The sequence below is a fragment of the Mesorhizobium sp. CA14 genome (genome assembly GCF_020165195.1).
In the GTDB taxonomy this organism is placed as follows: Bacteria; Pseudomonadota; Alphaproteobacteria; order Rhizobiales; family Rhizobiaceae; genus Mesorhizobium.
In genome coordinates this window covers 28,562-49,449 of sequence record NZ_JAIUHR010000013.1, presented here as the reverse complement: position 1 = coordinate 49,449, position 20,888 = coordinate 28,562, and the positions used below count along the sequence as shown (strand labels likewise).

At 64.2% G+C, this 20,888-nt stretch carries 26 protein-coding genes; 12 read left to right on the top strand and 14 right to left on the bottom strand.

Annotated elements, in window-relative coordinates:
• Positions 1-86: 86 nt before the first annotated feature.
• Positions 87-992, bottom strand: a complete 906-nt coding sequence (locus tag LB565_RS15820; protein WP_224585555.1) for a methylated-DNA--[protein]-cysteine S-methyltransferase — start codon at positions 990-992, stop codon at positions 87-89.
• Positions 993-1,107: 115 nt separating this feature from the next.
• Between LB565_RS15820 and LB565_RS15815 the strand changes: the two genes are divergently transcribed.
• Positions 1,108-1,923 (top strand): class I SAM-dependent methyltransferase, encoded by an 816-nt coding sequence (locus LB565_RS15815; RefSeq protein ID WP_224585553.1) that lies wholly within the window; start codon positions 1,108-1,110, stop codon positions 1,921-1,923.
• Positions 1,924-1,934: 11 nt separating this feature from the next.
• On the opposite strand, the gene LB565_RS15810 is transcribed toward LB565_RS15815, so the two are convergent.
• A complete protein-coding gene (locus tag LB565_RS15810) occupies positions 1,935-2,429 on the bottom strand; it encodes a DUF2244 domain-containing protein (RefSeq protein ID WP_224585551.1) in 495 nt (164 codons plus the stop codon).
• A gap of 22 nt (positions 2,430-2,451) precedes the next feature.
• On the opposite strand from LB565_RS15810, the gene nth reads away from it, so the two are divergent.
• Positions 2,452-3,258, top strand: a complete 807-nt coding sequence (gene nth / locus LB565_RS15805) for an endonuclease III (RefSeq protein ID WP_224585549.1) — start codon at positions 2,452-2,454, stop codon at positions 3,256-3,258.
• A gap of 9 nt (positions 3,259-3,267) precedes the next feature.
• On the opposite strand, the gene LB565_RS15800 is transcribed toward nth, so the two are convergent.
• On the bottom strand, positions 3,268-3,723 hold the full coding sequence (locus LB565_RS15800; RefSeq protein WP_224585547.1) for a DUF2214 family protein: 456 nt from the start codon (positions 3,721-3,723) through the stop codon (positions 3,268-3,270).
• A gap of 187 nt (positions 3,724-3,910) precedes the next feature.
• Between LB565_RS15800 and LB565_RS15795 the strand changes: the two genes are divergently transcribed.
• On the top strand, positions 3,911-4,486 hold the full coding sequence (locus LB565_RS15795) for a GNAT family N-acetyltransferase (protein WP_224585544.1): 576 nt from the start codon (positions 3,911-3,913) through the stop codon (positions 4,484-4,486).
• A 121-nt stretch (positions 4,487-4,607) separates the two neighbouring features.
• On the opposite strand, the gene LB565_RS15790 is transcribed toward LB565_RS15795, so the two are convergent.
• The 8 genes from LB565_RS15790 to LB565_RS15755 all read right to left on the bottom strand — a co-directional run bounded on the left by LB565_RS15790 (position 4,608) and on the right by LB565_RS15755 (position 8,101).
• The gene (locus LB565_RS15790) at positions 4,608-5,006 is read right to left on the bottom strand and encodes a DUF1801 domain-containing protein (protein WP_224585542.1); all 399 of its coding nucleotides are present in this window, start codon (positions 5,004-5,006) and stop codon (positions 4,608-4,610) included.
• Positions 5,007-5,082: 76 nt separating this feature from the next.
• Positions 5,083-5,526 (bottom strand): DUF1801 domain-containing protein, encoded by a 444-nt coding sequence (locus LB565_RS15785; protein ID WP_224585540.1) that lies wholly within the window; start codon positions 5,524-5,526, stop codon positions 5,083-5,085.
• On the bottom strand, positions 5,526-5,759 hold the full coding sequence (locus LB565_RS15780) for a hypothetical protein (RefSeq protein WP_224585538.1): 234 nt from the start codon (positions 5,757-5,759) through the stop codon (positions 5,526-5,528). Before LB565_RS15780 ends, LB565_RS15785 begins: the two co-directional genes overlap by 1 nt.
• Before the next feature lie 39 nt (positions 5,760-5,798).
• Entirely contained in the window at positions 5,799-6,191 is a 393-nt protein-coding gene (locus LB565_RS15775; protein ID WP_224585537.1) for a VOC family protein, read from the bottom strand.
• A 79-nt stretch (positions 6,192-6,270) separates the two neighbouring features.
• Positions 6,271-6,675: an SRPBCC domain-containing protein gene (locus LB565_RS15770; protein ID WP_224585535.1), complete on the bottom strand. Its 405-nt coding sequence runs from the start codon at positions 6,673-6,675 to the stop codon at positions 6,271-6,273.
• Positions 6,672-6,995: an ArsR/SmtB family transcription factor gene (locus tag LB565_RS15765; RefSeq protein ID WP_126064393.1), complete on the bottom strand. Its 324-nt coding sequence runs from the start codon at positions 6,993-6,995 to the stop codon at positions 6,672-6,674. The genes LB565_RS15770 and LB565_RS15765 overlap by 4 nt, the downstream gene beginning before the upstream one ends.
• A gap of 205 nt (positions 6,996-7,200) precedes the next feature.
• Positions 7,201-7,662: an NUDIX hydrolase gene (locus LB565_RS15760; protein WP_224585532.1), complete on the bottom strand. Its 462-nt coding sequence runs from the start codon at positions 7,660-7,662 to the stop codon at positions 7,201-7,203.
• A gap of 148 nt (positions 7,663-7,810) precedes the next feature.
• On the bottom strand, positions 7,811-8,101 hold the full coding sequence (locus LB565_RS15755) for a hypothetical protein (RefSeq protein ID WP_224585531.1): 291 nt from the start codon (positions 8,099-8,101) through the stop codon (positions 7,811-7,813).
• A gap of 100 nt (positions 8,102-8,201) precedes the next feature.
• Between LB565_RS15755 and LB565_RS15750 the strand changes: the two genes are divergently transcribed.
• The 3 genes from LB565_RS15750 (at position 8,202) to LB565_RS15740 (ending at position 12,262) form a co-directional block, all read left to right on the top strand.
• Positions 8,202-9,161 carry an invasion associated locus B family protein gene (locus tag LB565_RS15750; protein WP_224585529.1) on the top strand — a complete coding sequence of 320 codons (960 nt, stop codon included), beginning with the start codon at positions 8,202-8,204 and terminating at the stop codon, positions 9,159-9,161.
• A gap of 156 nt (positions 9,162-9,317) precedes the next feature.
• Positions 9,318-10,265, top strand: coding sequence for a MurR/RpiR family transcriptional regulator (locus LB565_RS15745; protein ID WP_224585527.1), 948 nt, complete (start codon positions 9,318-9,320; stop codon positions 10,263-10,265).
• A gap of 209 nt (positions 10,266-10,474) precedes the next feature.
• Positions 10,475-12,262 carry an NAD(P)/FAD-dependent oxidoreductase gene (locus LB565_RS15740; protein ID WP_224585525.1) on the top strand — a complete coding sequence of 596 codons (1,788 nt, stop codon included), beginning with the start codon at positions 10,475-10,477 and terminating at the stop codon, positions 12,260-12,262.
• A gap of 211 nt (positions 12,263-12,473) precedes the next feature.
• Here LB565_RS15740 and LB565_RS15735 read toward each other — a convergent pair whose 3' ends face one another.
• A complete protein-coding gene (locus tag LB565_RS15735) occupies positions 12,474-13,706 on the bottom strand; it encodes an amidohydrolase/deacetylase family metallohydrolase (protein WP_224585522.1) in 1,233 nt (410 codons plus the stop codon).
• Positions 13,707-13,809: 103 nt separating this feature from the next.
• The gene (locus tag LB565_RS15730) at positions 13,810-14,175 is read right to left on the bottom strand and encodes a RidA family protein (RefSeq protein ID WP_224513888.1); all 366 of its coding nucleotides are present in this window, start codon (positions 14,173-14,175) and stop codon (positions 13,810-13,812) included.
• A 189-nt stretch (positions 14,176-14,364) separates the two neighbouring features.
• Between LB565_RS15730 and LB565_RS15725 the strand changes: the two genes are divergently transcribed.
• Positions 14,365-14,850 (top strand): hypothetical protein, encoded by a 486-nt coding sequence (locus LB565_RS15725; protein ID WP_224585520.1) that lies wholly within the window; start codon positions 14,365-14,367, stop codon positions 14,848-14,850.
• A gap of 114 nt (positions 14,851-14,964) precedes the next feature.
• Here the strand turns inward: LB565_RS15725 and LB565_RS15720 are convergent, their stop codons facing one another.
• Positions 14,965-15,219, bottom strand: coding sequence for a hypothetical protein (locus tag LB565_RS15720; RefSeq protein ID WP_224585518.1), 255 nt, complete (start codon positions 15,217-15,219; stop codon positions 14,965-14,967).
• Positions 15,220-15,507: 288 nt separating this feature from the next.
• On the opposite strand from LB565_RS15720, the gene LB565_RS15715 reads away from it, so the two are divergent.
• The 5 genes from LB565_RS15715 to LB565_RS15695 all read left to right on the top strand — a co-directional run bounded on the left by LB565_RS15715 (position 15,508) and on the right by LB565_RS15695 (position 20,880).
• On the top strand, positions 15,508-17,001 hold the full coding sequence (locus LB565_RS15715; RefSeq protein ID WP_224585516.1) for an ATP-binding protein: 1,494 nt from the start codon (positions 15,508-15,510) through the stop codon (positions 16,999-17,001).
• A gap of 189 nt (positions 17,002-17,190) precedes the next feature.
• Positions 17,191-17,793, top strand: a complete 603-nt coding sequence (locus LB565_RS15710) for an ANTAR domain-containing response regulator (RefSeq protein ID WP_224585514.1) — start codon at positions 17,191-17,193, stop codon at positions 17,791-17,793.
• Positions 17,790-19,016 (top strand): CmpA/NrtA family ABC transporter substrate-binding protein, encoded by a 1,227-nt coding sequence (locus tag LB565_RS15705; protein ID WP_224585512.1) that lies wholly within the window; start codon positions 17,790-17,792, stop codon positions 19,014-19,016. Before LB565_RS15710 ends, LB565_RS15705 begins: the two co-directional genes overlap by 4 nt.
• 320 nt (positions 19,017-19,336) lie before the next feature.
• Positions 19,337-19,513 (top strand): twin-arginine translocation signal domain-containing protein, encoded by a 177-nt coding sequence (locus LB565_RS15700; RefSeq protein WP_224585511.1) that lies wholly within the window; start codon positions 19,337-19,339, stop codon positions 19,511-19,513.
• Positions 19,514-19,578: 65 nt separating this feature from the next.
• Complete coding sequence (locus tag LB565_RS15695) at positions 19,579-20,880, top strand: MFS transporter (RefSeq protein WP_224585509.1); 1,302 nt, start codon at positions 19,579-19,581, stop codon at positions 20,878-20,880.
• Positions 20,881-20,888: the final 8 nt, after the last annotated feature.

Sequence of the window (20,888 nt, the reverse complement as noted above, 5' to 3'; positions counted from 1 at the left end):
AATTCCAGGAGAAGCGTTTTCGTACGGAAGCTGCATGACTACAAATAATTAGAGCAGACTAGCAACGCTTGACCGGCCCAAGCCTTTCAGGAAGCCACCTGACCCGCTTCCCAGCCGAGGATGGCGCGTTTGCGCGTCAGGCCCCAGTGATAGCCGGTGAGCGCGCCGGACTTGCCCAGCGCCCGGTGGCAGGGCACCACGAAGGACATCGGGTTGGCGCCGACCGCCGCGCCGACGGCCCGGCTGGCGCTGGGCGCGCCGATGCTTGCCGCGATCGAGGAATAGGTGCAGGCCCTGCCCATCGGGATGCGCAGCAACGCTTCCCAGACGCGAAGCTGGAAATCGGTGCCGATCATCACCACGCGCAGCGGCTGGTCGGCGCGCCACTTCGTCGGGTCGAAGACCCGCGCCGCGTAAGCCTGGGTGGCGGACATGTCCTCGACATAGGTTGCGTTCGGCCAGCGGCCGGACATGTCGGCGAAGGCAGCCCGCTCGCCGCCGGCGTCACAGAAGGCGAGGCCGGCGAGACCGCGGTCCGTGACCATGATGAGCGCGATGCCGAAAGGCGAGATGTGATAGCCGTAGCGGATGGTGAGACCCGCGCCTCGCGTTTTGTAATCGCCGGGCGACATCGCCTCATGGGTGACGAAGAGGTCGTGCAGCCGGCCGGGGCCGGACATGCCGAGCTCGAACGAGGTCTCCAGGAGCGGCATGCCGGAATCGAGCAGCCTGCGCGCATGGTCGAGCGTCACCGCCTGCAGGAAGGCTTTCGGCGACAGGCCGGCCCAGCGCGTGAACAGCTTCTGCAGGCCGGTCGGCGTCTCGCCGACTTCCTCGGCCAGCACCTCCAGCGAGGGCTGGTCGCGATAGTCGAGGCTGATCTTCTCGATGGCGCGGCGCACGACGTCATAGTCGCTGCCTTCCGGCGTGATGTCGTTCTCAAGGATCGCGGTCGGTTTCATCCGCGTATTCATGGTCATCTGAGCGTTCATGGCAATATCTCCTTGGTCGCGAATATCGGTCCTCCAGAGCTTTGCAACCACCCGAAACTTGCCTTCCCGCCGTCGGCACCCAGATAGAGTCAGCTTCGGACCGAAGAGGACAAGCATGGCCGGTGAAAAGGTCGATCTGACCGGCGCGAGGGAGACCTTGCTGATGACGCTCTACGGCAAGGCGCTGGAGAGCCGGCTGCCCAATTCGCTGCTCCAGGATCGCTTCGCCGACGAGGCGGTGCGCAGGATCGACTATGATTTCTCAAGGCTCAAGGTCGACGGCAATCTCGGGCTGGGATTCGCGATCAGGGCGAAAACGCTGGACGTCGGCGTCCGGGATTTCCTTGCGCGATATCCCGACGCGATCGTGCTGCATCTGGGATGCGGGCTCGACACTCGGGTCTTCCGGGTCGATCCGCCACAAGGCGTCGACTGGTTCGACATCGATTATCCTGACGTCGTCGCGCTCAGGCGCAGGCTCTATCCGCACAGGGATCAGTACCATCTGATCGCTTCGTCGGTGACCGAACCGGGCTGGCTGGCCGAGGTGCCGCGCAACCGCCCGGCGATGATCGTGGCCGAGGGGCTGACGCCGTATCTCGCCGCCGACGAGGGGCCGCGGCTGTTTGCGCGGCTTGTCTCGCATCTGGCCGGCGGCGAGTTGATGTTCGATGCCTATAGCCTTTTCGGGCTGAGGCTGATGCGTCTCAGCCCTGCCTTGAAGGCGACGGGCGCCGAAGTTCATTGGGCCATTGAGGATCCGCGCGAACTGGAGCGAGCCATCCCGAAACTTCGCTTCATCAGCGAGGTTCCGTCCTACAAGCCGGAGCAAGGGGCGCGCCTGGGCTGGTCCGCGCGGTTGTTCGTTGGCCTCTGGAAGCTCATCCCCGCCATGCGCAAGGTGGGCAGGCTGCTGCGCTACCGGTTCTGAGGAACTGTGTGTCAGCGTGTCTTGGCGGTCGCCAGCGCGCGCGAAAAGGCGGTGGCGAAACTTTCGCGGTCGTCGGGATTGAGGAAACCGCCGATCGCCACGCTCCTGCCCTGCGCTTCCACCGCCATTTTGGTGATGCCGATCTCAGCATGGCGGGCGATCGAAAACCGCGTCCAGAACGGATTGAAATGATGCGCTTCGGATCGCCCGGACGGTGCGGTCTTGCGGATGTCGAGGCTGGTGCGCGAGACCGAGATTTCCTCGCGGGCGCGCGCGGCGCGGTAATTGGCGCGAAAGGCGATGTAGACGGCGATCACGTCGAGGCCGAAGAAGCCGAACACCGGCCAGGCGCCATGCGCCAGGAAGAAAGCGCCGGTGACCGCCCAGCCGAACAGAAGCGCTCCCATCAGGATCAGGAAGCCGGTGCGGCCGAGCGAGCGGTGCGGCGTCAGCAAGGCCTGGAAAAATGGCTCGTCGGCTCGGAACGAGGCGTTTGTGTCGCTCATGAGGGAATATTATAGGAGGGAAATGGCGCCTCCCAAGTCGAAAAAATCCGCAGCTGTCAAAAAACCTCAGCCCGCTATCGCGGGCGGCGGGCGGGCGCCTGGTCGACGGCCGCGAAAAGCCGCTACGCGATCGCTCTACAGCCCCGCCGAGGTGCATGAGATATTCCGGCGATTTTCCGTGCAGCGGCCTGAGCCGAAAGGCGAGCTCGACTATGTCAACGCCTTCACCCTGCTGGTCGCGGTGGTGCTGTCGGCGCAAGCGACGGATACCGGCGTCAACAAGGCGACGAAGGCGCTGTTCGCCGCGGCCGACACGCCGGCCAAGATGCTGGCATTGGGCGAGGCCAAGGTCGGCGACTATATCCGCACCATCGGTCTGTGGCGCAACAAGGCCAAGAATGTGATCGCGCTGTCGAAGGCGCTGATCGACGATTATGCAGGCCAGGTGCCGCAGGACCGCGACGAGCTGGTGAAGCTGCCGGGCGTCGGGCGCAAGACCGCCAATGTCGTGCTCAACGTCGCCTTCGGCCAGCATACCATGGCGGTCGACACGCATATCTTCCGCATCGGCAACCGGATCGGGCTGGCGCCCGGCAAGACGCCTGAACAGGTCGAGCAGGGGCTGCTCAAAGTCATCCCCGCCGAATATATGCGCCACGCGCATCACTGGCTGATCCTGCATGGCCGCTATGTCTGCAAGGCGCGCAAGCCCGATTGCCCGATCTGCGTCATCGCCGATATCTGCAAGTCGAAGGAAAAGACCACCGACGTGCCGGCCCCGCTGGTGCCGATCGCGCCGCTGGATGAGACGTTTCCGGTCGAGGCCTAGAGTGGTGTTCTAATAGCCGTAGCCGCGCGCCATCGCCGCGGCAAAAACCGGAATGAGCAGGAAGATGAAGCCCTCGGCACGGACATAGTTCTTCACCGAAGCCAGTTCCGTCGCCGGCACCGCGAAAGACGGATTGCCGCTCGCCTGCCTGTTCCAGGAGAGGAAGCGCATAGTCGGCACGATCGACAGCAGGCCGACGATGATGAAGGCCACCATCTTTGCCCAGAACACCCAATTGTAGACGTAGAATTCCCAGCCCTTCAGCCCGAAGAACACCCGGCAGATGCCGACGATGACGATCAGTGCGGCAATGATGCCATAGTGACGGTCGATGCCGGCAAGGCGCTTGAGCGTCGCCCGGCCTAGATCGCCGCGCACCAGCACGAACTCGGCGCCGATGATGCCGGCCAGCGAAAACACCAGAAGGTGATGCGTGATCGCCAGCAACAGGTCTGTGGTGTCCATGGTTCTTCCTTCGGTAGACTTGCATTTCCGGGTCGGCTTCGGGGCGCAAACTAGCATCGCCAGGCGAAAAGCCCATAGCGATGCAGCCGTGCATGGTTTTATGGCTGGAAGAGCCAACGCATTGTCCTGGCCCTTGATCGAGCCCGCTGGTTTGCTAAGCGCTGTCGCGTCAATGGAGGGCAATGCCATGAGCATCAAAACGGAAGCCGGCGTGCCGATCCTCGAAACGGCGCGCACCGTTTTGCGGCCGCACAGGCTGGACGATTTCGAGACCTATGCCGCCATGTGGGCGGAGCCCGCCGTCACCCGTTTCATCGGCGGCAAGCCGCGCACGCGCGAGGAGAGCTGGATGCGCTTCCTGCGCCATGCCGGCCTGTGGTCGCTGATCGGCTACGGGTTCTGGGCGATCGAGGACAAGGCGACGGGGCGCTTCATCGGCGAGGCCGGTTTCCACGACCTGAAGCGCGAGATCGAACCTTCGATCGAAGGCGTGCCGGAAGCCGGCTGGGCCTTGGCCTCGGAGGCGCATGGCCGGGGGCTTGCGAGCGAGGTCGTCAGGCGGATTGTCGCCTGGAGTGACGAGACGTTCGGACAGGCGAGAACCGTCTGCATCATCGATCCGGAAAACGGCGCTTCGCAGAAGGTGGCCGAAAGGAACGGCTATAGAAAGATCTTGCGGACCACCTATCACGAGAAGCCGACGATCCTGTTGGAACGGCAGGCCGGATCCGGAAAGAGAAGTGCTTTCATGAGTTATTGCTAAGCAACAGAAGGATGCTTACGCCGCGTGATGGCGACATTTGGCGCATAGTATCGATCCACGGTGCGAAGGCGCGGAAGAAAAAGCCGGCAACATCGATCGATAGCGCCGGGGCAGTCGCGTCTCAGCGCTTGGTCTTGGATTTGTTGAGGGCCACGGCCTCGCGGACGAGCGCCTTCAGGGCATCGGCGTCGATCGTGTCGCCTTCCTCGAAATCGATGGCGCGCCTCGTATTGCCTTCGAGGCTGGAGTTGAAGAGCTTCTTGGGATCGGGCAGCGCCGCGCCCCTGGCGAAGGTCAGCTTGACGACGGTCTTGTAGGTCTCGCCGGTGCAGATCATGCCGGCATCCTCCCAGACCGGCACGCCGCGCCATTTCCACGTCTCGACGGCTTCGGGGGCGGCCTCCCTGATAAGAGCGCGGAGCCGGGCAAGCGTCTCGCCCCGCCAGTCGCCCAGCTCCTTGATCCGTCCGTCGATCAGTTCGGACGCAGACTTGCCGTCCTGTACGCCGCCATCTTGCATGTTCGGTTCTCCTGAGCTGAATGGAAAAGTGCAATCGTGTCTCTTTCGGGGAGACAGCGCTTGATCGTTCGTGCGTCTACATCCGTTCGCCGGGCAGCTGGCTTGCCTGCTTCACCCAGGAGACGAACTGTTCCTCGTCGAACCGATCGTTCTCATGGATGTGGAAATAACGCGTGTCCTTGCTCCTGGATTCGACTGGCGGCACGGGCTTCAGCGACAGCCCGCGGAAGAACGCCACCTTGATGTACTTGGCGAAGCAGTGGATGCCGAGGAACCAGCCTTCGCCTTCCATGCCGTAGAATGGCGAGTTCCATTTGACAGCCTTCTGCACGTTGGGGACGGCCTGCACGATGAGCTGGTCGAGCCGGCGCCCGACTTCGCTCTTCCAGCCCGGCATCGCTGCGATATAGGCCTGCACGGGAGCGTCGCCGTAGCCCTTGGCGATCTGCGGGTTGCCGCCGGAAAGCAGGACGGGCTTCTTGTCCGGAGACGCGGCGGCCTTCGATTTTGCCTGCGCCATCAGACCGATCCCGTGCGCTCGCCCGCCGGCTCACCGCGCCATCTGACGGCATAGGGCGTCATGAACATATAGAGGCCGCTGAACAGCAGCAGGAAAAGCGGGATCAACGGCGAATAGACGATCCAGGCGGGCGGCGGGCCCATGGCCATGGCGGCGAAATTGGCAATGACGGTGACGGTGAAGATGATCGAAAGCCAGCGGTGAAGCTGCCTGATCCACTTGCTCCAGTTCAATATAACCTCCCTTGCGAATGACGATACGGATCGAGCCGCCTACCAGCGCGCCAGCTGCGAAAGCTGAATGAGGTTGCCGCAGGTGTCGTTGAGCTGCGCGATGGTCGCGCCGGTCACCGCTGTCGGCGCCATGGCAAAGCTGCCGCCATTGACCTTGATGCGCTCATGATCTGCCTTGATGTCGTCGGTGAACAGCATCAGCGCCGGCTTGCCCTGCTTGAAGATGGCCTGCTGATAGGTCTTTGCTGCCGGATTGTCGTTGAGCGCCAGCTGCAGCTCGGTGCCGTCAGGGTCATCCGGCGAGACGACAGTTAGCCAGCGAAACGGCCCGTTGGTGAAGTCGGCCTTCTTGGTAAAGCCCAGCACGTCGGTATAGAAGCCGAGGGCCTTTTCCTGGTCGTCGACATAGATGCTGGTCAGCTTGATCTTCATTTTGGTGCCTCCATTGCTTACGCCTGCGGTTTGCCGCCCCGCCAGGGCCGTGTCTGTCTTTTGAGGGCTTCGGCGGACGTCAATCGATCCGCGAAAGCAGCTGCTCCAGGGCCGTGAAGTTGCGCTTCCAGCCCACCGTGGCGCCGCGATAGTACGGCTCCTGGTCGGGGCGGAAACCGACCTGCTCCATGCGCAGATGCGTGCCCCTGCCCGTCGGGGTGAGCGTCCAGGTGACGACGCTCTCGAGATCCTTGGTGTCCCAGCTGTAGGACAGCGTCCTGTTGGGCTCGACCGTCCGCACCTGGCAGTCGACGCCTCCCCATTCCGCGCTCAGGCTGAAGCGATGGTCCACGACCGGCTTGAAGCTGTTCTTCATCAGCCACTCCTCGATGAGATGCGGTTGGGTGAGCGCACGCCAGATCTTTTCCGGCGGAAAAGGTATCTCGCGCTCGACGACGACGGAGCGCGTTGCGGCTTCATTCATTGATCCATCCTTTTGAGCAGGTCTTCCAGATCGTCGAACCGGCTTTCCCAAAAACCCGCCATGTCGCGCGTCCAGTCCATCAAGGGCGCAAGCGCCTTGATCTGCGCGCTGTAATGGGTCTGGCGCCCTTCATGACGGTCACGCACCAGACCGGCCTCCTTGAGCACGCCCAGATGCTTCGACACCGCCGGCTGCGATACGCCCGCCTGTGCGGTGAGAGCTCCGACCGTCTGCTCGCCCTGGCGGCACAGACGTTCAAAGATGGCGCGCCGCGTCGGATCGGCAAGCGTCCTGAACAGCATGTCATGCGCGGTCGTCATCCTGATCGATAACTCGCTGGCTATTGATTGACGTATAACCACTGGGATATGTATAAGTCAAGCAGCGAATGAGGGCCACTCGAAATCGCAACGCCTAAGATGAGTCCGCCTCGGAACAATATCGGGAAAGCGCACCAGGGAATGGCTCTGGGCCCGGGCCGGCACGCCGCGACCCTTCCGAGCGACACCCGAACAGGGGGCTTGCTTATGCCGCCGCCGGAACGATCAAATCCCTCAGCAGCGTCGAAAGCTCCGGCTCGTCGATGAGCAATGCGGCGTCTGCCGCCGGCAGCCACGCGCGTTGCCGGTTCGCGGCTTCCTGCCAGTCGGCAAGCTCCTCGGTGACCTCGAGCAGATAGACCGCAACATCGACGCGGATGAAGCCGTTGGTCATGCGTTTCCAATAGGAATAGGCGCCGGCAGGCTGCTTCAGCGCCTTGCCCAGAACGCCGGCTTCTTCCTGGGCTTCGATCGTTGCCGCCTTGCGCCCGCTCTTGCCCTTCATCGGCCAACCCTTCGGCACGATGAAGCGCCGCGTCGTGCGTGAGGTGACCAGCAGCACTTCGGGGCTGCCGTCCTCTCGCAACCGATACGGAATGGCCGCCACCTGGCGAATCCGCTGGCCTTTCCTGGCTTTGCGAACTGCTTTCTTCTTGGTTGTTGCCATCCCAGATTCCGGTGAGAGCAGCGTCTTGCCGCACGCTATCCGCGCGGCAAAAACCCTGTCCTCCTGCAAACCCTAAAACCGCCGCCCTTGCAATCCGGCATTTTTTGCCGGCAAGTAAGTCGGCTAATAAACTGAAAAAAACAAAATGTCAGCGGCAAACCCTGGAAATCGTGTTGCCGACCGCTTCCATCCGGCATGTCTTGTCAAATACAGGCACATCGGGCTGGCTCCTGGGTGGGGCCGGCCGATCGAGCTCGCGATAGATTTGCTGCTGCTGCTGGAATTGCTGTCGCTGCAAGCGGTTCTGCAACTGCTGCAGCTCATTCTGCTGCACCAATGCGTTGCGGTTCGTCGGGATGACGATTTGCGCATGAGACGGCGCAATCAGAGAAACCGAGGCCGCCAGCACGGCACCTGCCAGAACAGCCAGACGAAGCATCCGCAAGGCTCCCATACGAAAAACCATGCGTTTCATATAGTGCAGACGGCCAATAACGCTATGGGCAACTGCGAAACGTGATGCGGCTCACGCACGCCGCGTGATCGACTGTGCCGTGACGCCGGAGCTGGAGGTCGGAGCCGACATCCGGGTCAGCGCCATCGCCAGTTTCCGCATCTACGGGAAGGCCGGCGTCGAGTTCTCCACCAAGCGGTGGGAGATCGAGGGGCGTTTCGCCAGCGCCGAGAATCTGCCCGGCAATCCGGCATTGCACTTGACGGAAGCCATCGATTCGCCGCTCTATCGGGTCGGCGTTGGGCTGGAGCTCAATGGCGTCAACGGCGTGGGGTTGGCTGTCAGGTACAACGGCGCCTTCGGGCAAACGGTCAAGCAGAACGCGGTCAGCGCGTCTCTGAAGGTCAGCTTCCAGCTGACGCGGGGGCGACGGCCAAGAAGGGATCTCATGAGGACGAAGTACGCGTATCTCGCAGCGATGCTGGCAGCCGCCTGCGTTGCCGGTGTGCCGGCGGCGGGACTTGCCGCGCAGAACAAGACCGACAAGGTGGCTCCAGCGGCCCGGCCCGCCGATGCGGCGGCCAAGCCGCAACTGCCGGGCGGCGCCTCGGCGCTGTCGGAAACGCATGGGGACTGGACGGTCAACTGCCAGGTCACCGGCACCAACAAGGTCTGCAGCCTGTCGCATCAGCAGTTCAACAAGCAGAGTGGCCAGCGGCTGCTGGCGATCGAATTGACGACCAAGACCGGCCAGGACGCCGCCGGCACGCTGGCGCTGCCCTTCGGGCTTGCCTTGGCCAACGGCATCTCGTTCGAAATCGACGACAAGAAGCTGGACGGCACGTTGCAGTTCAACACCTGCCAGGCGGTAGGCTGCCTGGTACCGGTGACGTTCGATGCCAATATCACGCCGTTGCTGCAGAACGGCACCACGCTGAAGGTCAACGCCACGGCGGCCGACACGACGCAGCCGATCTCCTTCACCATCTCGCTCAACGGCTTCGGCAGCGCTCTGGCGCGGACGGCGGACTTGTCGGCGGACTGAGCGAACGGCAAGGTTTCACTCGGGCGATCGGCGAAAGTCGGTCGCCCTTTTCGTTTCAATCGACCTCGCATACTCATCTCGGTTGATTGCCTATGGTCAGCAGGCGGATAATCGCGAGAATGACAGGACCCGAAGCGGGCTGGACAGGACTGGCCAATGACCGAAGCTGACAGCCAGGCGTTGCGAATGACGGACGAGGATGGCGACCGGCACGATCATGTCAGGCGCATTCCCGATATCATCTCGCAGGTGAAGGACAGCTATGCGGAGCTGCGGCCGGCCGAGCGCCGCGTCGCCGATGTCGTGCTCGACGACGTCAAATATGCGGTCGACGCTTCCAACGCCGCGCTCGCCCAGCGCGCCGGGGTCAGCGAGCCGACGGTCACCCGCTTCTGCCGCGCCATCGGCTGCGAGGGCGTGCGCGATTTCAAGCTGAAGCTGGCGCAAAGCCTGGTCGTCGGCGCGCTCTATCTTGCCACCAAGCCGCAACCCGTGAACGGCGACAGCGGCATGCCGTTCTGGAACGCGGTGTTCGGCGAGGCTCGGCGCGCGCTGCAGGAGGCGGAGCGGCAGATCGACCCGGGCCAGTTGCAGAAGGCGGCGGATCTGATTGGCAAGGCGCGGCAGGTGACGGTGTTCGGCCTCGGCGGCAGTTCGTCGGCGTTGGCGCAGGAAACGCAATACCGGCTGTTCCGCTACGGCATCACCATCAGCGCGCAATGCGATCCCTATTTGATGCGCATGACCGCCTCGACGCTGAAGCCGGGCGATCTGGTGATCGCCATTTCGGCCACCGGCCGCACGCGCGAGGTGATCGAAGCGGTCGAGCTTGCCAAGCATTACCGCGCCAACGCGATCTGCGTGACGGCGCCCGACACCGAGCTGACGCGCGTCTGCGACGTGCGGCTGACGATGGCCGTTCCCGAATACCCCGACACGCTGAAGCCGACCGCGTCGCGCTATGCTTTTCTGGCGGCCAACGACTTGCTGGCGGTGGCAACCGCCTACAGGATCGACGGACCTGCGCGCGAGACGGTGCGCCGCACCAAATACAACGCCCAGATCTATCGGACAGGCAAGGAGATGGAGCCGCTGGGAGATTGAGGCAATTCCTTCTCCCCGTGTGGGAGAAGGTGGTCTCGCGAAGCGAGGTCGGATGAGGGGTGCTCCAGGGAAAGCCAGCGTCTCACTCCGCTGGAACACCCCTCATCCGTCTCGGCGCTATCGCGCCGATCCACCTTCTCCCACAAGGGGAGAAGGGAAGATCGGCGCCGCCGGCTTCCATAACGATCGAACTGAAGGGAAGGACAAAAATGCTCGACATCGCGCCATCGCAACAGGCGGCAACCTGGCTCGGCTCATTTGGCCGGGCGCTCGAGGCCGGCGATATCGAGGCGGCGACGAACCTCTTCGCGCAGGATTGCTACTGGCGCGATCTTTTGACCTTCACATGGAACATCAAGACCATGGAAGGACAGGCGGCGATCCGCGAGATGCTGAAGGCCACGCTGCCATCGGCGCAGCCATCGCACTGGCGAATGTCCGGGGAGCCGAGCGTCGACGACGGCGCCGTGGAAGCCTGGTTCACATTCGAGACGGCGGTGGCACGCGGCGAGGGGATCCTGCGGCTCAAGGACGGCCGCTGCCGCACGCTGTTCACGGCGATGACCGAGCTGAAGGGGTTCGAGGAGCGGAAAGGCCCGGCGCGGCCGCTCGGCATCCGCCACAAGGCCGACCCGAAGCGCGAGACCTGGGCGGAAGCGCGGGCGCGCGAGGCGCGCGATCTCGGCGTGCACGAGCAGCCCTACTGTCTGGTGATCGGCGGCGGTCAGGGTGGCATCATGCTCGGCGCCCGGCTGCGGCAGCTCGGCGTGCCGACGCTGATCATCGAGAAGAATGCGCGCGCCGGCGATTCCTGGCGCAACCGCTACCGCTCGCTCGTGCTGCACGATCCGGTCTGGTACGATCATCTGCCTTACATTCCGTTCCCGGAACACTGGCCGGTCTTCACGCCCAAGGACAAGATGGGCGACTGGCTGGAGATGTATACCCGCGTCATGGAGCTGAACTACTGGGTCGCCACTAAATGCGTCAGCGCCGCCTATGATGAGGCCGAGAAAGTCTGGACCGTGGTGATCGACCGGGTCGGCCAGCGCATCACGCTGAAGCCGAAGCACATCGTCTTCGCAACCGGCGCCTATGGGCCGCCGCGGCAGATCGAATTGCCGGGCGCCGAGAGCTTCAAGGGCGAGCTTTTGCATTCCAGCCAATATTCGACCGGCGAGAAATTCCGCGGCAAGCGCGTCGCGGTGATCGGTGCTGCAAGCTCAGGCCACGATGTCAGCGTCGATCTGTGGGAAGCGGGCGCCAAGGTCACCATGGTCCAGCGCTCGCCGACGACAGTGGTGAAATCCGATACTCTGATGGATGTCGGCTTCGAGATCTTCTCGGAGAAGGCGCTGGCGCGCGGCATCACCACCGACAAGGCCGACATGATCGTCGCCTCGACGCCCTTCGCGCTGGTGCCGAAGGGCCAGCGCGCGCTCTATGATGTGATCCGGGCGCGCGACGCCGATTTCTACCGGCGTCTCAGCGACAGCGGCTTTGCCATCGACTTCGGCGAGGACGAGACAGGGCTGTTGATGAAAGCCTACCGCACCGGCTCGGGCTTTTACATCGACGTCGGCGCTTGCGAGCTGATCCTGAACGGCGAGATCAAGGTGAAGAGCGGCGTCGGCATCAAGTCGCTGACGCGGGACGGCATCCTGTTCGAGGACGGCAGCGAACTCGCCGTCGACGCGATCGTCTGCTGCACCGGCTACCAATCGATGAACGAGACGGTTGCGGGAATCGTCTCGCGCGAGGTCGCCGACAAGGTCGGCCCGTGCTGGGGCCTCGGCTCCGGCGTGAAGGGCGATCCCGGTCCCTGGCAGGGCGAATTGCGCAACATGTGGAAGCCCACGGCGCAGGAAGCGCTGTGGTTCCACGGCGGCAATCTGGCGCTGTCGAGGTTCTACTCGAAATTCGTTGCGCTGCAGCTCAAGGCGCGCATGGAAGGGATTGCGACGCCGGTGTATGGGGAGCCGAGCAACGCTGGGTAAGGTCGACCCCCACTCCGTCGAGCTTCGCTCGACACCTCTCCCCCGATCGACGGGGGAGAGGAAGGCGCGCGCTTGTTCCAGCTGGCTCCTTCCTCTCCCTCCGGAGGGGGGAGAGGTGGCGCTGCGAAGCAGCGACGGAGTGGGGGAAGCCATTCGTCAAACGCGCCGCCGCCGCAATCCTGCCGGCCATCTGCCCTCAGGGAGAGATCAGCTAATCATACCCCCGGCCAAAATGCCTCGCCGCCACACCGACATGCGTATGATGTGCATGGGCCTCGAAGCGCTCCGTCTCGTTGTGGTCGGGCGCTTCGTTCGGCCACCATTTGCCGCCGATGGCGATGCCGTTGGAGACCAGCCGCTGATCCGCGATCAATGACGCGCCGACGGCGTCGACGAAGGTGAAGCGGCCGGGTTGGAGCTTCAGCACGGCGACATCGCCGGTGCCGCCGACCTTCAGCGCGCCTAGTTCCGGTCTGGCGATTGCCTCCGCCGGCCGCTGCGTCGCCGCGCGCAGCACGTCGATCAGCGGCATGCCGAGCGCCATCAGCTTCGACATGCAGACCAGGATGTCGAAGGCCGGACCGTCGACGCAGTAGAGATGCACGTCGCTGGAGATGACGTCGGGCGCGAGACCCTCGGCGAGCATCGCCTTCGCCACCTCGAAGTCGAAGGAGCCCATGCCGTGGCCGATGTCGAAGACGACGCCGCGCTCACGCGCCAGCCGCATATCCGGCCGCACCGCGCCGGAGGCGAAGACCGGCGCGTTGGGGGACGGCCGGAAGCAATGGGTGAGAATGTCGCCGCGCCGCAGCCTGGGCAGCACTTCCGAGCGGCCGGGCGGCGGCTCGTCGATATGCGCCATCAGCGGTAGGCCAACCTTGTCGGCGGCTTCGAGCGCGAGGTCGACCGGCGCGATGCCGCTCGAGCCGCCGGCATGCTTGCCGGAGCGGACTTTCACGCCGACAACGACGTCGGCGTGCTCGCGCACCGCAGCCACCGTTTCGCGCGGCTCGCAGAGCCTGAGATCGCTGCATTCGCCGACGGACACGGTTTTGGAAAAGCCGAAAATGCCGGCGAAGGAAATGTTGACGTAAGCCAGGATGCGGACCTTCGAACGCTCGATGACGTGGCGGCGAAAACCCAAGAAATTGCCGGCGCCGGCACTGCCTGCATCGATGAAGGTGGTGGTGCCGCTCTTGGCGGCGAGCCGGTCGGCATCGACACCGAGCGAGGTGCCGCCCCAATAGACGTGGCTGTGCAGGTCGATGAGGCCGGGCGTGACGATGCAGTCCCTGGCATCGACCACCTGCGTGGCGTGCTCGGCGTCGATCGCGGCATCGATCGCGGCGATGCGGCCATCGGCGATAGCAACGTCGCGTTGCGCTTCCAGGCCCGATGCGGGATCGATGACGCGGCCGCCCTTGATCAGGAGATCGAACTGCATCGGTGCCCTCCCTTTGTTTGTTTCACGCAATTCCGGACGGAAGACTACGGCGAAGTCGCCGAACCTAACCGCTAAGCACTTTTCCTGGAATTGCTTTAAGCGATCAGACCGGCCGGTAAGCGACGGCCTCGACCTCGATCTTGATGTCGATCATCAGGCGTGACTCGACCGTCGTGCGCGCCGGCGGATCCTTGGAGAAATGCTTTGCGTAGACGGTGTTGAATGTGCCGAAATCGCGCGCGTCCTCCAGCCACACCGTGGTCTTCACCACATCGTCCATGGTGCAGCCGGCGAGCGCCAGCGCCGCCTTGACGTTCTGCAGCACCTGCTCGGTCTGCTCGGCGATGCCGCCCTTGACCACCAGCCCGTCGCTGCCCACCGGCACCTGGCCGGAGACATAGACGAAATCGCCGGCGCGCACGGCGGGCGAGAGCGGGACATGCGATTTTCCAAAGCACTGCTTGGGCAAATGAGCCTCCTTTTGGCGATTGAGCGAGACTGCTATAGGGCCATCTACGCTGGTCGGCATGATCCTCATAGAGGCAATGTCGGAAAGCAACATTTTTTCGAAATTCATGTTGCTTTATTACAGAAGCCTGAGCATGTTGCGCTGGACGCCGCTTCCGGCCGGCTGCGGCATTGTGAGGGGAGATCCAGCATGACCTTCGACAAGAATCCGTTTCCCGAGGGTGATGCCGACCGCCACGCGCTTTGGGAAATGCTGGTGCGGCGCGACATCGATGCCTTCCTCGGGCAGGACTGGTCGATGGTCGAGGACGATTTCATCGCCGAAAGTTTCTTCGGCATGCATGCGCAATTCCTCAGCAACGCCGACGCCTGGCGATTGCAGTTCCCAAGGCTCGAAGTCTATCGCGACGAATGGCTGCGGCAGGCCAAGGAAACCGCGGCGACGAAATTCGCCGAGCCGCTGCGCGAAGCGCTGTTTCGCGTCACCAACATGCGCGACATCGACGTCGACGGCGACCGCGCGGTGCTGCACAAGAAGTTCGACGGCTCGGTCGCCAGGGCCGATGGCGGCGTCGATCGGCTGAAGTGGCAGACCCTGTACTTTTGCCGCAAGGTCGGCAGCCGCTGGAAGATCGCCGGTTTCGTCGGCTACATGCCGCATCCGCTTGGAAGCTAGGAGTGGCTATCGGACGCCGCCTGCGTTGGCAAAATCGACCATTGTGGAGCTTAGCCGAGGCGCCTGTCAGTTCGTCATTGACGACGTCAGCGAAGGCTTCAGCCGACGGGCTCGCTAGGACAGCCGTGGCAACCGCTCATCGGGCGAGCGGTGGTCGAAGACGACGCCCATGGTCTTACCAACGGCGGTCATCACGATCAGCTCGACCAGATGGTCGTCGCTGTCCACGCAGGATGGGTCCGCGTGGCGTATGGCATCGAGCATGGCGCGCGTGGACACCGTGTCGCCAGCGCGAAAGTTCGAAAGAGCAGACGAAACAAGGTCTTGCACCGTCAGGTCTGGGACCGGCACTTCCGCAGCGATGTTCATTGGCCTCCTCCTGCCATGAACCTTCTTTCAAAAGGATGATACGCCAATGGTTGGGTTGCGCCAGCAAAATGGTGGTCCGACCAGTGCGATTGCCGACAGCCTGCCGCCGATTCGGCCCTTATTGACGGGACGCCCGCCCTTAGGGGACGGGCTGACGGCCGCCCTTAGGGGACGGGCTGACGCCCGCCCTTAGATGTGGACATCGGTTGGCCGATGGCCGGCAAGCTCGACGCACCGCGCTCAGGTTGATAAGCCCGTCGCGCGCAGGGAGACGATCCGAGTCGAAATATGACCGTTGCAATCGAGATGGGGCAGACGACGGCAGGCGCGCCGGCGGCCCTCGACCTTGAGGAATTGCTGGCTACCCGCCTGCTGGTGCAGGGCAATTCGGGCTCCGGCAAGTCGCATCTGCTGCGCAGGCTGCTCGAACAGAGCGCGCCTTGGGTCCAGCAGACCATCATCGACCCCGAAGGCGACTTCGTGTCGCTTGGCGAACGCTTCGGACATCTGGTGATCGACGCCGAGGAGCATACCGAGCGCGGCCTGCAGGCAGCTGGCGAGCGGGCGCGCATCCATCGCGTCTCGACAGTCCTCAACCTCGAAGGGCTCGATGCCGAAAATCAGATGCGGCGCGCCGCGGCCTTCCTCGGCGGGCTGTTCGAGGTCGCGCGCGACCATTGGTACCCAATGCTGGTGGTGGTCGACGAGGCGCAGCTCTTCGCGCCCGCCGCCGCCGGCGAGGTTTCGGACGAGGCGCGCAAGCTTTCGCTGGGGGCCATGACCAATCTGATGTGCCGCGGCCGCAAGCGCGGGCTTGCCGGCATCATCGCCACGCAGCGGCTGGCGAAGCTTGCCAAGAACGTCGCGGCGGAAGCCTCCAACTTCCTGATGGGCCGCACCTTCCTCGACATCGACATGGCGCGTGCGGCCGACCTGCTCGGCATGGAGCGGCGCCAGGCCGAAGCTTTCCGCGACCTGGAGCGCGGGCATTTCATGGCGCTCGGCCCGGCGCTGTCGCGCCGTCCGCTCGGCCTGCGCATCGGCCAGACCGAAACCAGCCCGCGCAACGGCACGCCGCGGCTGATGCCGATGCCGGGAACCGCGCTCGAAGATGCGCGCTCGATCATTCTTGCCGCGCCGCCGCCGGAGACGGTCAGGCCGCAACGCCGGCCTTCGCCCGACCTGCTCGACCAGCTGATGGCGGCCAAGGCCGCGCCGCTGGACATCCGCCCCGAGCCGATGGAGCCGCAGCCAAGCGCCGAGGACCTGGCCGAACGGCGCGAGCGGATGGATCGCATTCTGCGCGCGATCCTGGCCGAGCCCGATGCGGGCTTCCGGGTCATTGGCGTGCTCTACCAGGAATTCGTGGTCCGCTGCCGCATCGAGGGTCTCGCTTCGGTCGTGCCCGATCTTTCGGAATTCCGCCGCATGCTGACGCGCGCCCGCGCGGGCGTCGGCTCCGACATGGCCGAGGACGATGCGTGGCGGGACGTCTCGGTGCGCGCATCGCTGTTGCCCGAGGACATGCAAGGCGTGTTCATGATGATCGCCCGCGCTGCCAAGGAGGGCTGGCCTTGTCCCAGCGACGCCGCGATTGCCCGCGCCTATGGCTCGCATTCTCTGCGCCGCGCGCGCCGGCTGCTCGACTATATCGAGGAGCAGGGGCTCATCGTCTGCCAGGTCGACGGCGTCGGCCGGCGAACGGTGACGCTGGTCGAGCTCGCCTGGGCGACGGCGCCGGGCGATCCGAATGCCGCGGAGCAGGACAGCCCGGGGGTGTGATCACGGCTGCAGCCCGACTGTGCGGATATCGCGAGGCTGCGCACGATGGGACACCGATAATATCCCGGCCCGTAACGGCAACGCAGGGTTGGGCGCGATGGCGTCGCAGCCCGTGCCCTGAAAGCGGCCGAGAACAATCCCTGTGGATTACTGCATTGCACAATCTCCGTCCGGCTGCACAATAGGCGCATGTCCGCCGGTTCGTTGACCATCCTTGTTGTCGACGAGAACCGCATCCGCGCCTCAATCATCGAGGCCGGATTGCGGGACGCCGGCCATCTCGAAGTCACGGTGGTCCATGACGTGGCCGGCATCGCCAAGCGCATCGCCGAGATCGAGCCGGACGTCATCGTCATCGATCTCGAAAATCCCAACCGAGACATGCTGGAGAACATGTTCCAGCTTTCGCGCGCGGTAAAACGTCCGATCGCCATGTTCGTCGACCGCTCCGACCAGGCCTCGATCGAGGCGGCCGTCGATGCCGGCGTGTCCGCCTATGTGGTCGACGGGCTGAAGAAAGAACGCATCAAGCCGATCCTCGACATGGCGATCAGCCGCTTCAACGCCTTCTCGCGCATGGCGCGCGAGTTGGAGGAGGCGCGCAGCGAGCTGGAGAACCGCAAGGTCATCGACCGGGCCAAGGGCATATTGATGAAGTCGCGCGGTTTGAGCGAAGAGGCGGCCTATGCGCTGCTGCGCAAGACCGCCATGAACCAGAACCGCAAGATCGCCGATATCGCTCAGAGCCTGGTGACGGCGGCGGGATTGCTGGGACCGCTGGAGGGCGAATGAGCATGGCGCACGAAATCACCGCCGGCTTCATGCCGCTCTTCGACAGCGCGGTCCTGGTCGCGGCCGGTGAGATGGGCTTTGCCGCCCGTGAGGGCATCGAGCTCAAGCTGCAGCGCGAGACCTCCTGGGCCAACATCCGCGACCGCATCGCCATCGGCCATTTCGACGTGGCGCATATGCTGGGCCCAATGCCGCTCGCCTGCAGCCTCGGCCTCACGCCGCTCGCTTCCGAAACCATCGTGCCGTTCTCGCTCGGCCTTGGCGGCAATTGCGTCACCGTCTCCAATGCCGTGTGGGACGGCATGACGGCGCGTGGCGCGTCGCCCGACCTCGATCCGGCGCGCGCCGGGGCGGCGCTCGGCGCTTTGATCCGCGAGCGAGCCGGCGCCGGCAGCGAGCCTTTGCGCTTCGCCGTCGTGCATCCGCATTCCGGGCACAACTACGAGCTGCGCTATTGGCTTGCTGCCTGCGGCATCGATCCCGACCGCGAGATCGAAGTCGTCATCGTGCCGCCGCCCTTCATGGCCGATGCATTGGCGGCCGGCCGCATCGACGGCTATTGCGTCGGCGAGCCCTGGAACAGCGCCGCCGTCGCGGCAGGCACCGGCCAGATCGTCACGGTCAAGGCGCTGTTGTGGCGCAACAGTCCGGAAAAGGTGATCGGCGTGCGCAAAGTCTGGGCGGAAGAAAACCCGGACGCGCTGGCAGCGTTGCTGAGGGCGCTGCATCACTCCGCCCGCTGGTGCCAGGATCCGGCAAACCGCGGCGAGCTGGCGGCGCTGATGGCGAGGCCTGACTTTCTCGGCCAGCCGGCGGCGATCCAGATGCCGGCACTCACCGGACGCCTTCAACTCGGCGGAGGCGTGGAACGGAACGTCGAGGATTTCTTCCTGCCCTTCGACAAGGCGGCGAATTTTCCCTGGAAGAGCCATGCGCTGTGGTTCTACACGCAGATGGTGCGCTGGGGTCAGTTGCCGCATACGCCGCAAAACCTCGCCATCGCGCGCGATTGCTACCGGCCCGATCTCTATCGCTCGGCGCTGAAGCCGCTCGGCGTGGCGCTGCCCGGCGCCAACGCCAAGGTCGAAGGGGCGCTGAAGACGGCGACGCCGGTCGGCTCGGCCGGCGCGAGTCTTGTCCTTGGTCCTGACGGATTTTTCGACGGCCAGATCTTCGATCCGGACCGGGTCGACGCTTACATCGCCGGCCAGAAACGCGCCTGATCATTTGCGCGCCAATCTTGTGCATTGCACAAAATTTATGCTGTATGTTTATGCCATTGATCAATGTTTGACCGCGCCGCCGCTCGGCCCGGCCGAAGGGCAAACCTCCCACTGCATTGATTTTCCTTGAAATTCAGCTTCCACGCGAAACTGGCACGCTTCGTGCTTTGAAATAATCGAGCCCGTTCGCGGGCAATGGAACAGGCGTCCAATGGCGGGCGCCACAGGCAAAGCTGCCGCTCAGGTCAATGCGCGATCCCGGATGTACGGAAGCGCGAGGCCTGGACGGCAGCTTTTTTCGTTTTGGACCGGAGACGACGATGACCAAGCGGATCGCAACAACATTGCTCAAGGATTTCTCCCGCCGCGATTTCCTGGCGAGCAGCGCGCTGACGGCGGCGCTGTTCATCGCGGCGCTCCTGCTGTTTCCCGCCAATCACGAAACCGAGGCCAAGGGGCCGCAAGTGACCGCGCAAGTCCCGGTCTCGCCGCGCTGACCGATGCCGCGCCTCTGACCAACGCAACACGCGGTGCCTCCCACGCCGCAAAACCGGAGCCGACCATGACCGCCACCCTCCCAGCCGCGCCCAGCCAGGATAATGCCCCCAGGCAGGCGCTCATCATCTCCACTATCGCCTTCACCGTCTGCTTCGCTGTGTGGACGATCTTTTCCATCATCGGCGTGCGCATCAAGCAGGAGCTCGGGCTGAACGAGACCGAGTTCGGCCTGCTCGTCGGCACGCCGATCCTCACGGGCTCGCTCGTGCGCATGGTGCTCGGCGTCTGGACAGACCGCTATGGCGGACGCCTGGTTTACACCATGACGATGCTCGCGGCGGCGATCGCGACCCTCCTGCTCGCTTTTGCGCATACTTATGCGCAGATGCTGATTGCGGCGCTTGGCGTTGGCCTTGCCGGCGGCTCCTTCGCCGTCGGCGTCGCCTATGTCTCGCGCTTCTTCCCGGCCGGAAAGCAGGGCACCGCGCTCGGCATCTTCGGTGTCGGCAATGTCGGCGCCGCGGTCACCAAGTTCCTGGCGCCACTCGTGCTGCTTGCCTGGGGCTGGCAGTCGGTGGCGCTGGTCTGGGCCGCCGCGCTCGTCGTCATGGCGATCATCTTCTGGTTCACCACCGGCGACGATCCGGTCATCCGCGAACGCCGCGCCGGCAAGGCGATGCCCGCAAGAAGCTTCTGGCAGGAATTCGCCCCGTTAAAGAACCTGCAGGTCTGGCGCTTCGCCTTCTACTATTTCTTCTCGTTCGGGGCGTTCGTGGCGCTGTCGCTCTGGCTGCCGCGCTATCTCATCGGCGTCTACGGTTTCGGCATTGCCACCGCCGGCATGATCGGTGCCGCCTATTCGATCCCCGCCAGCATCTTCCGCGCCTATGGCGGCGTGCTTTCGGACCGCATCGGCGCCCGCACCGTGCTCTACTGGACCTTCAGCGTTTGTGCCGTCGCGACACTCACTCTGTCTCTCCCCTCGGCAGACTATGTCGTGCGCGGCATCAGCGGGCCGATCCCGTTCCACGTCGAGATCGGCCCGCTCGCCTTTATCGCCGTCGCCTGCGTGCTTGGCTTCTTCATGAGCCTCGGCAAGGCCGCCGTCTACAAGCACATCCCCGTCTATTATCCGCAGAGCGTCGGCGCGGTCGGCGGCGTCGTCGGCATGATCGGCGGGCTCGGCGGCTTCATCCTGCCGATCGCCTTTGGCGCGCTGAACGATCTCACCGGCGTCTGGTCGAGCTGCTTCATGCTGCTCTTCCTCATCGTCGTCTCCTGCCTGGTCTGGATGCACGTCACCATCCGCCGGATGGAGCGCGCGGCCGAGGTCAAGAGCCCGTCCCTATCCTACGCCGCCGAATAGATCGGAGC

Bases quoted from the DNA above. Each gene is read 5' to 3' on its own strand.
- LB565_RS15820 (WP_224585555.1), bottom strand. From the start codon at position 992: ATGAACGCTCAGATGACCATGAATACGCGGATGAAACCGACCGCGATC.
- LB565_RS15815 (WP_224585553.1), top strand. From the start codon at position 1,108: ATGGCCGGTGAAAAGGTCGATCTGACCGGCGCGAGGGAGACCTTGCTG.
- LB565_RS15810 (WP_224585551.1), bottom strand. From the start codon at position 2,429: ATGAGCGACACAAACGCCTCGTTCCGAGCCGACGAGCCATTTTTCCAG.
- nth (WP_224585549.1), top strand. From the start codon at position 2,452: ATGGCGCCTCCCAAGTCGAAAAAATCCGCAGCTGTCAAAAAACCTCAG.
- LB565_RS15800 (WP_224585547.1), bottom strand. From the start codon at position 3,723: ATGGACACCACAGACCTGTTGCTGGCGATCACGCATCACCTTCTGGTG.
- LB565_RS15795 (WP_224585544.1), top strand. From the start codon at position 3,911: ATGAGCATCAAAACGGAAGCCGGCGTGCCGATCCTCGAAACGGCGCGC.
- LB565_RS15790 (WP_224585542.1), bottom strand. From the start codon at position 5,006: ATGCAAGATGGCGGCGTACAGGACGGCAAGTCTGCGTCCGAACTGATC.
- LB565_RS15785 (WP_224585540.1), bottom strand. From the start codon at position 5,526: ATGGCGCAGGCAAAATCGAAGGCCGCCGCGTCTCCGGACAAGAAGCCC.
- LB565_RS15775 (WP_224585537.1), bottom strand. From the start codon at position 6,191: ATGAAGATCAAGCTGACCAGCATCTATGTCGACGACCAGGAAAAGGCC.
- LB565_RS15770 (WP_224585535.1), bottom strand. From the start codon at position 6,675: ATGAATGAAGCCGCAACGCGCTCCGTCGTCGTCGAGCGCGAGATACCT.
- LB565_RS15765 (WP_126064393.1), bottom strand. From the start codon at position 6,995: ATGACGACCGCGCATGACATGCTGTTCAGGACGCTTGCCGATCCGACG.
- LB565_RS15760 (WP_224585532.1), bottom strand. From the start codon at position 7,662: ATGGCAACAACCAAGAAGAAAGCAGTTCGCAAAGCCAGGAAAGGCCAG.
- LB565_RS15755 (WP_224585531.1), bottom strand. From the start codon at position 8,101: ATGCTTCGTCTGGCTGTTCTGGCAGGTGCCGTGCTGGCGGCCTCGGTT.
- LB565_RS15745 (WP_224585527.1), top strand. From the start codon at position 9,318: ATGACCGAAGCTGACAGCCAGGCGTTGCGAATGACGGACGAGGATGGC.
- LB565_RS15740 (WP_224585525.1), top strand. From the start codon at position 10,475: ATGCTCGACATCGCGCCATCGCAACAGGCGGCAACCTGGCTCGGCTCA.
- LB565_RS15735 (WP_224585522.1), bottom strand. From the start codon at position 13,706: ATGCAGTTCGATCTCCTGATCAAGGGCGGCCGCGTCATCGATCCCGCA.
- LB565_RS15725 (WP_224585520.1), top strand. From the start codon at position 14,365: ATGACCTTCGACAAGAATCCGTTTCCCGAGGGTGATGCCGACCGCCAC.
- LB565_RS15720 (WP_224585518.1), bottom strand. From the start codon at position 15,219: ATGAACATCGCTGCGGAAGTGCCGGTCCCAGACCTGACGGTGCAAGAC.
- LB565_RS15715 (WP_224585516.1), top strand. From the start codon at position 15,508: ATGACCGTTGCAATCGAGATGGGGCAGACGACGGCAGGCGCGCCGGCG.
- LB565_RS15710 (WP_224585514.1), top strand. From the start codon at position 17,191: ATGTCCGCCGGTTCGTTGACCATCCTTGTTGTCGACGAGAACCGCATC.
- LB565_RS15705 (WP_224585512.1), top strand. From the start codon at position 17,790: ATGAGCATGGCGCACGAAATCACCGCCGGCTTCATGCCGCTCTTCGAC.
- LB565_RS15700 (WP_224585511.1), top strand. From the start codon at position 19,337: ATGACCAAGCGGATCGCAACAACATTGCTCAAGGATTTCTCCCGCCGC.
- LB565_RS15695 (WP_224585509.1), top strand. From the start codon at position 19,579: ATGACCGCCACCCTCCCAGCCGCGCCCAGCCAGGATAATGCCCCCAGG.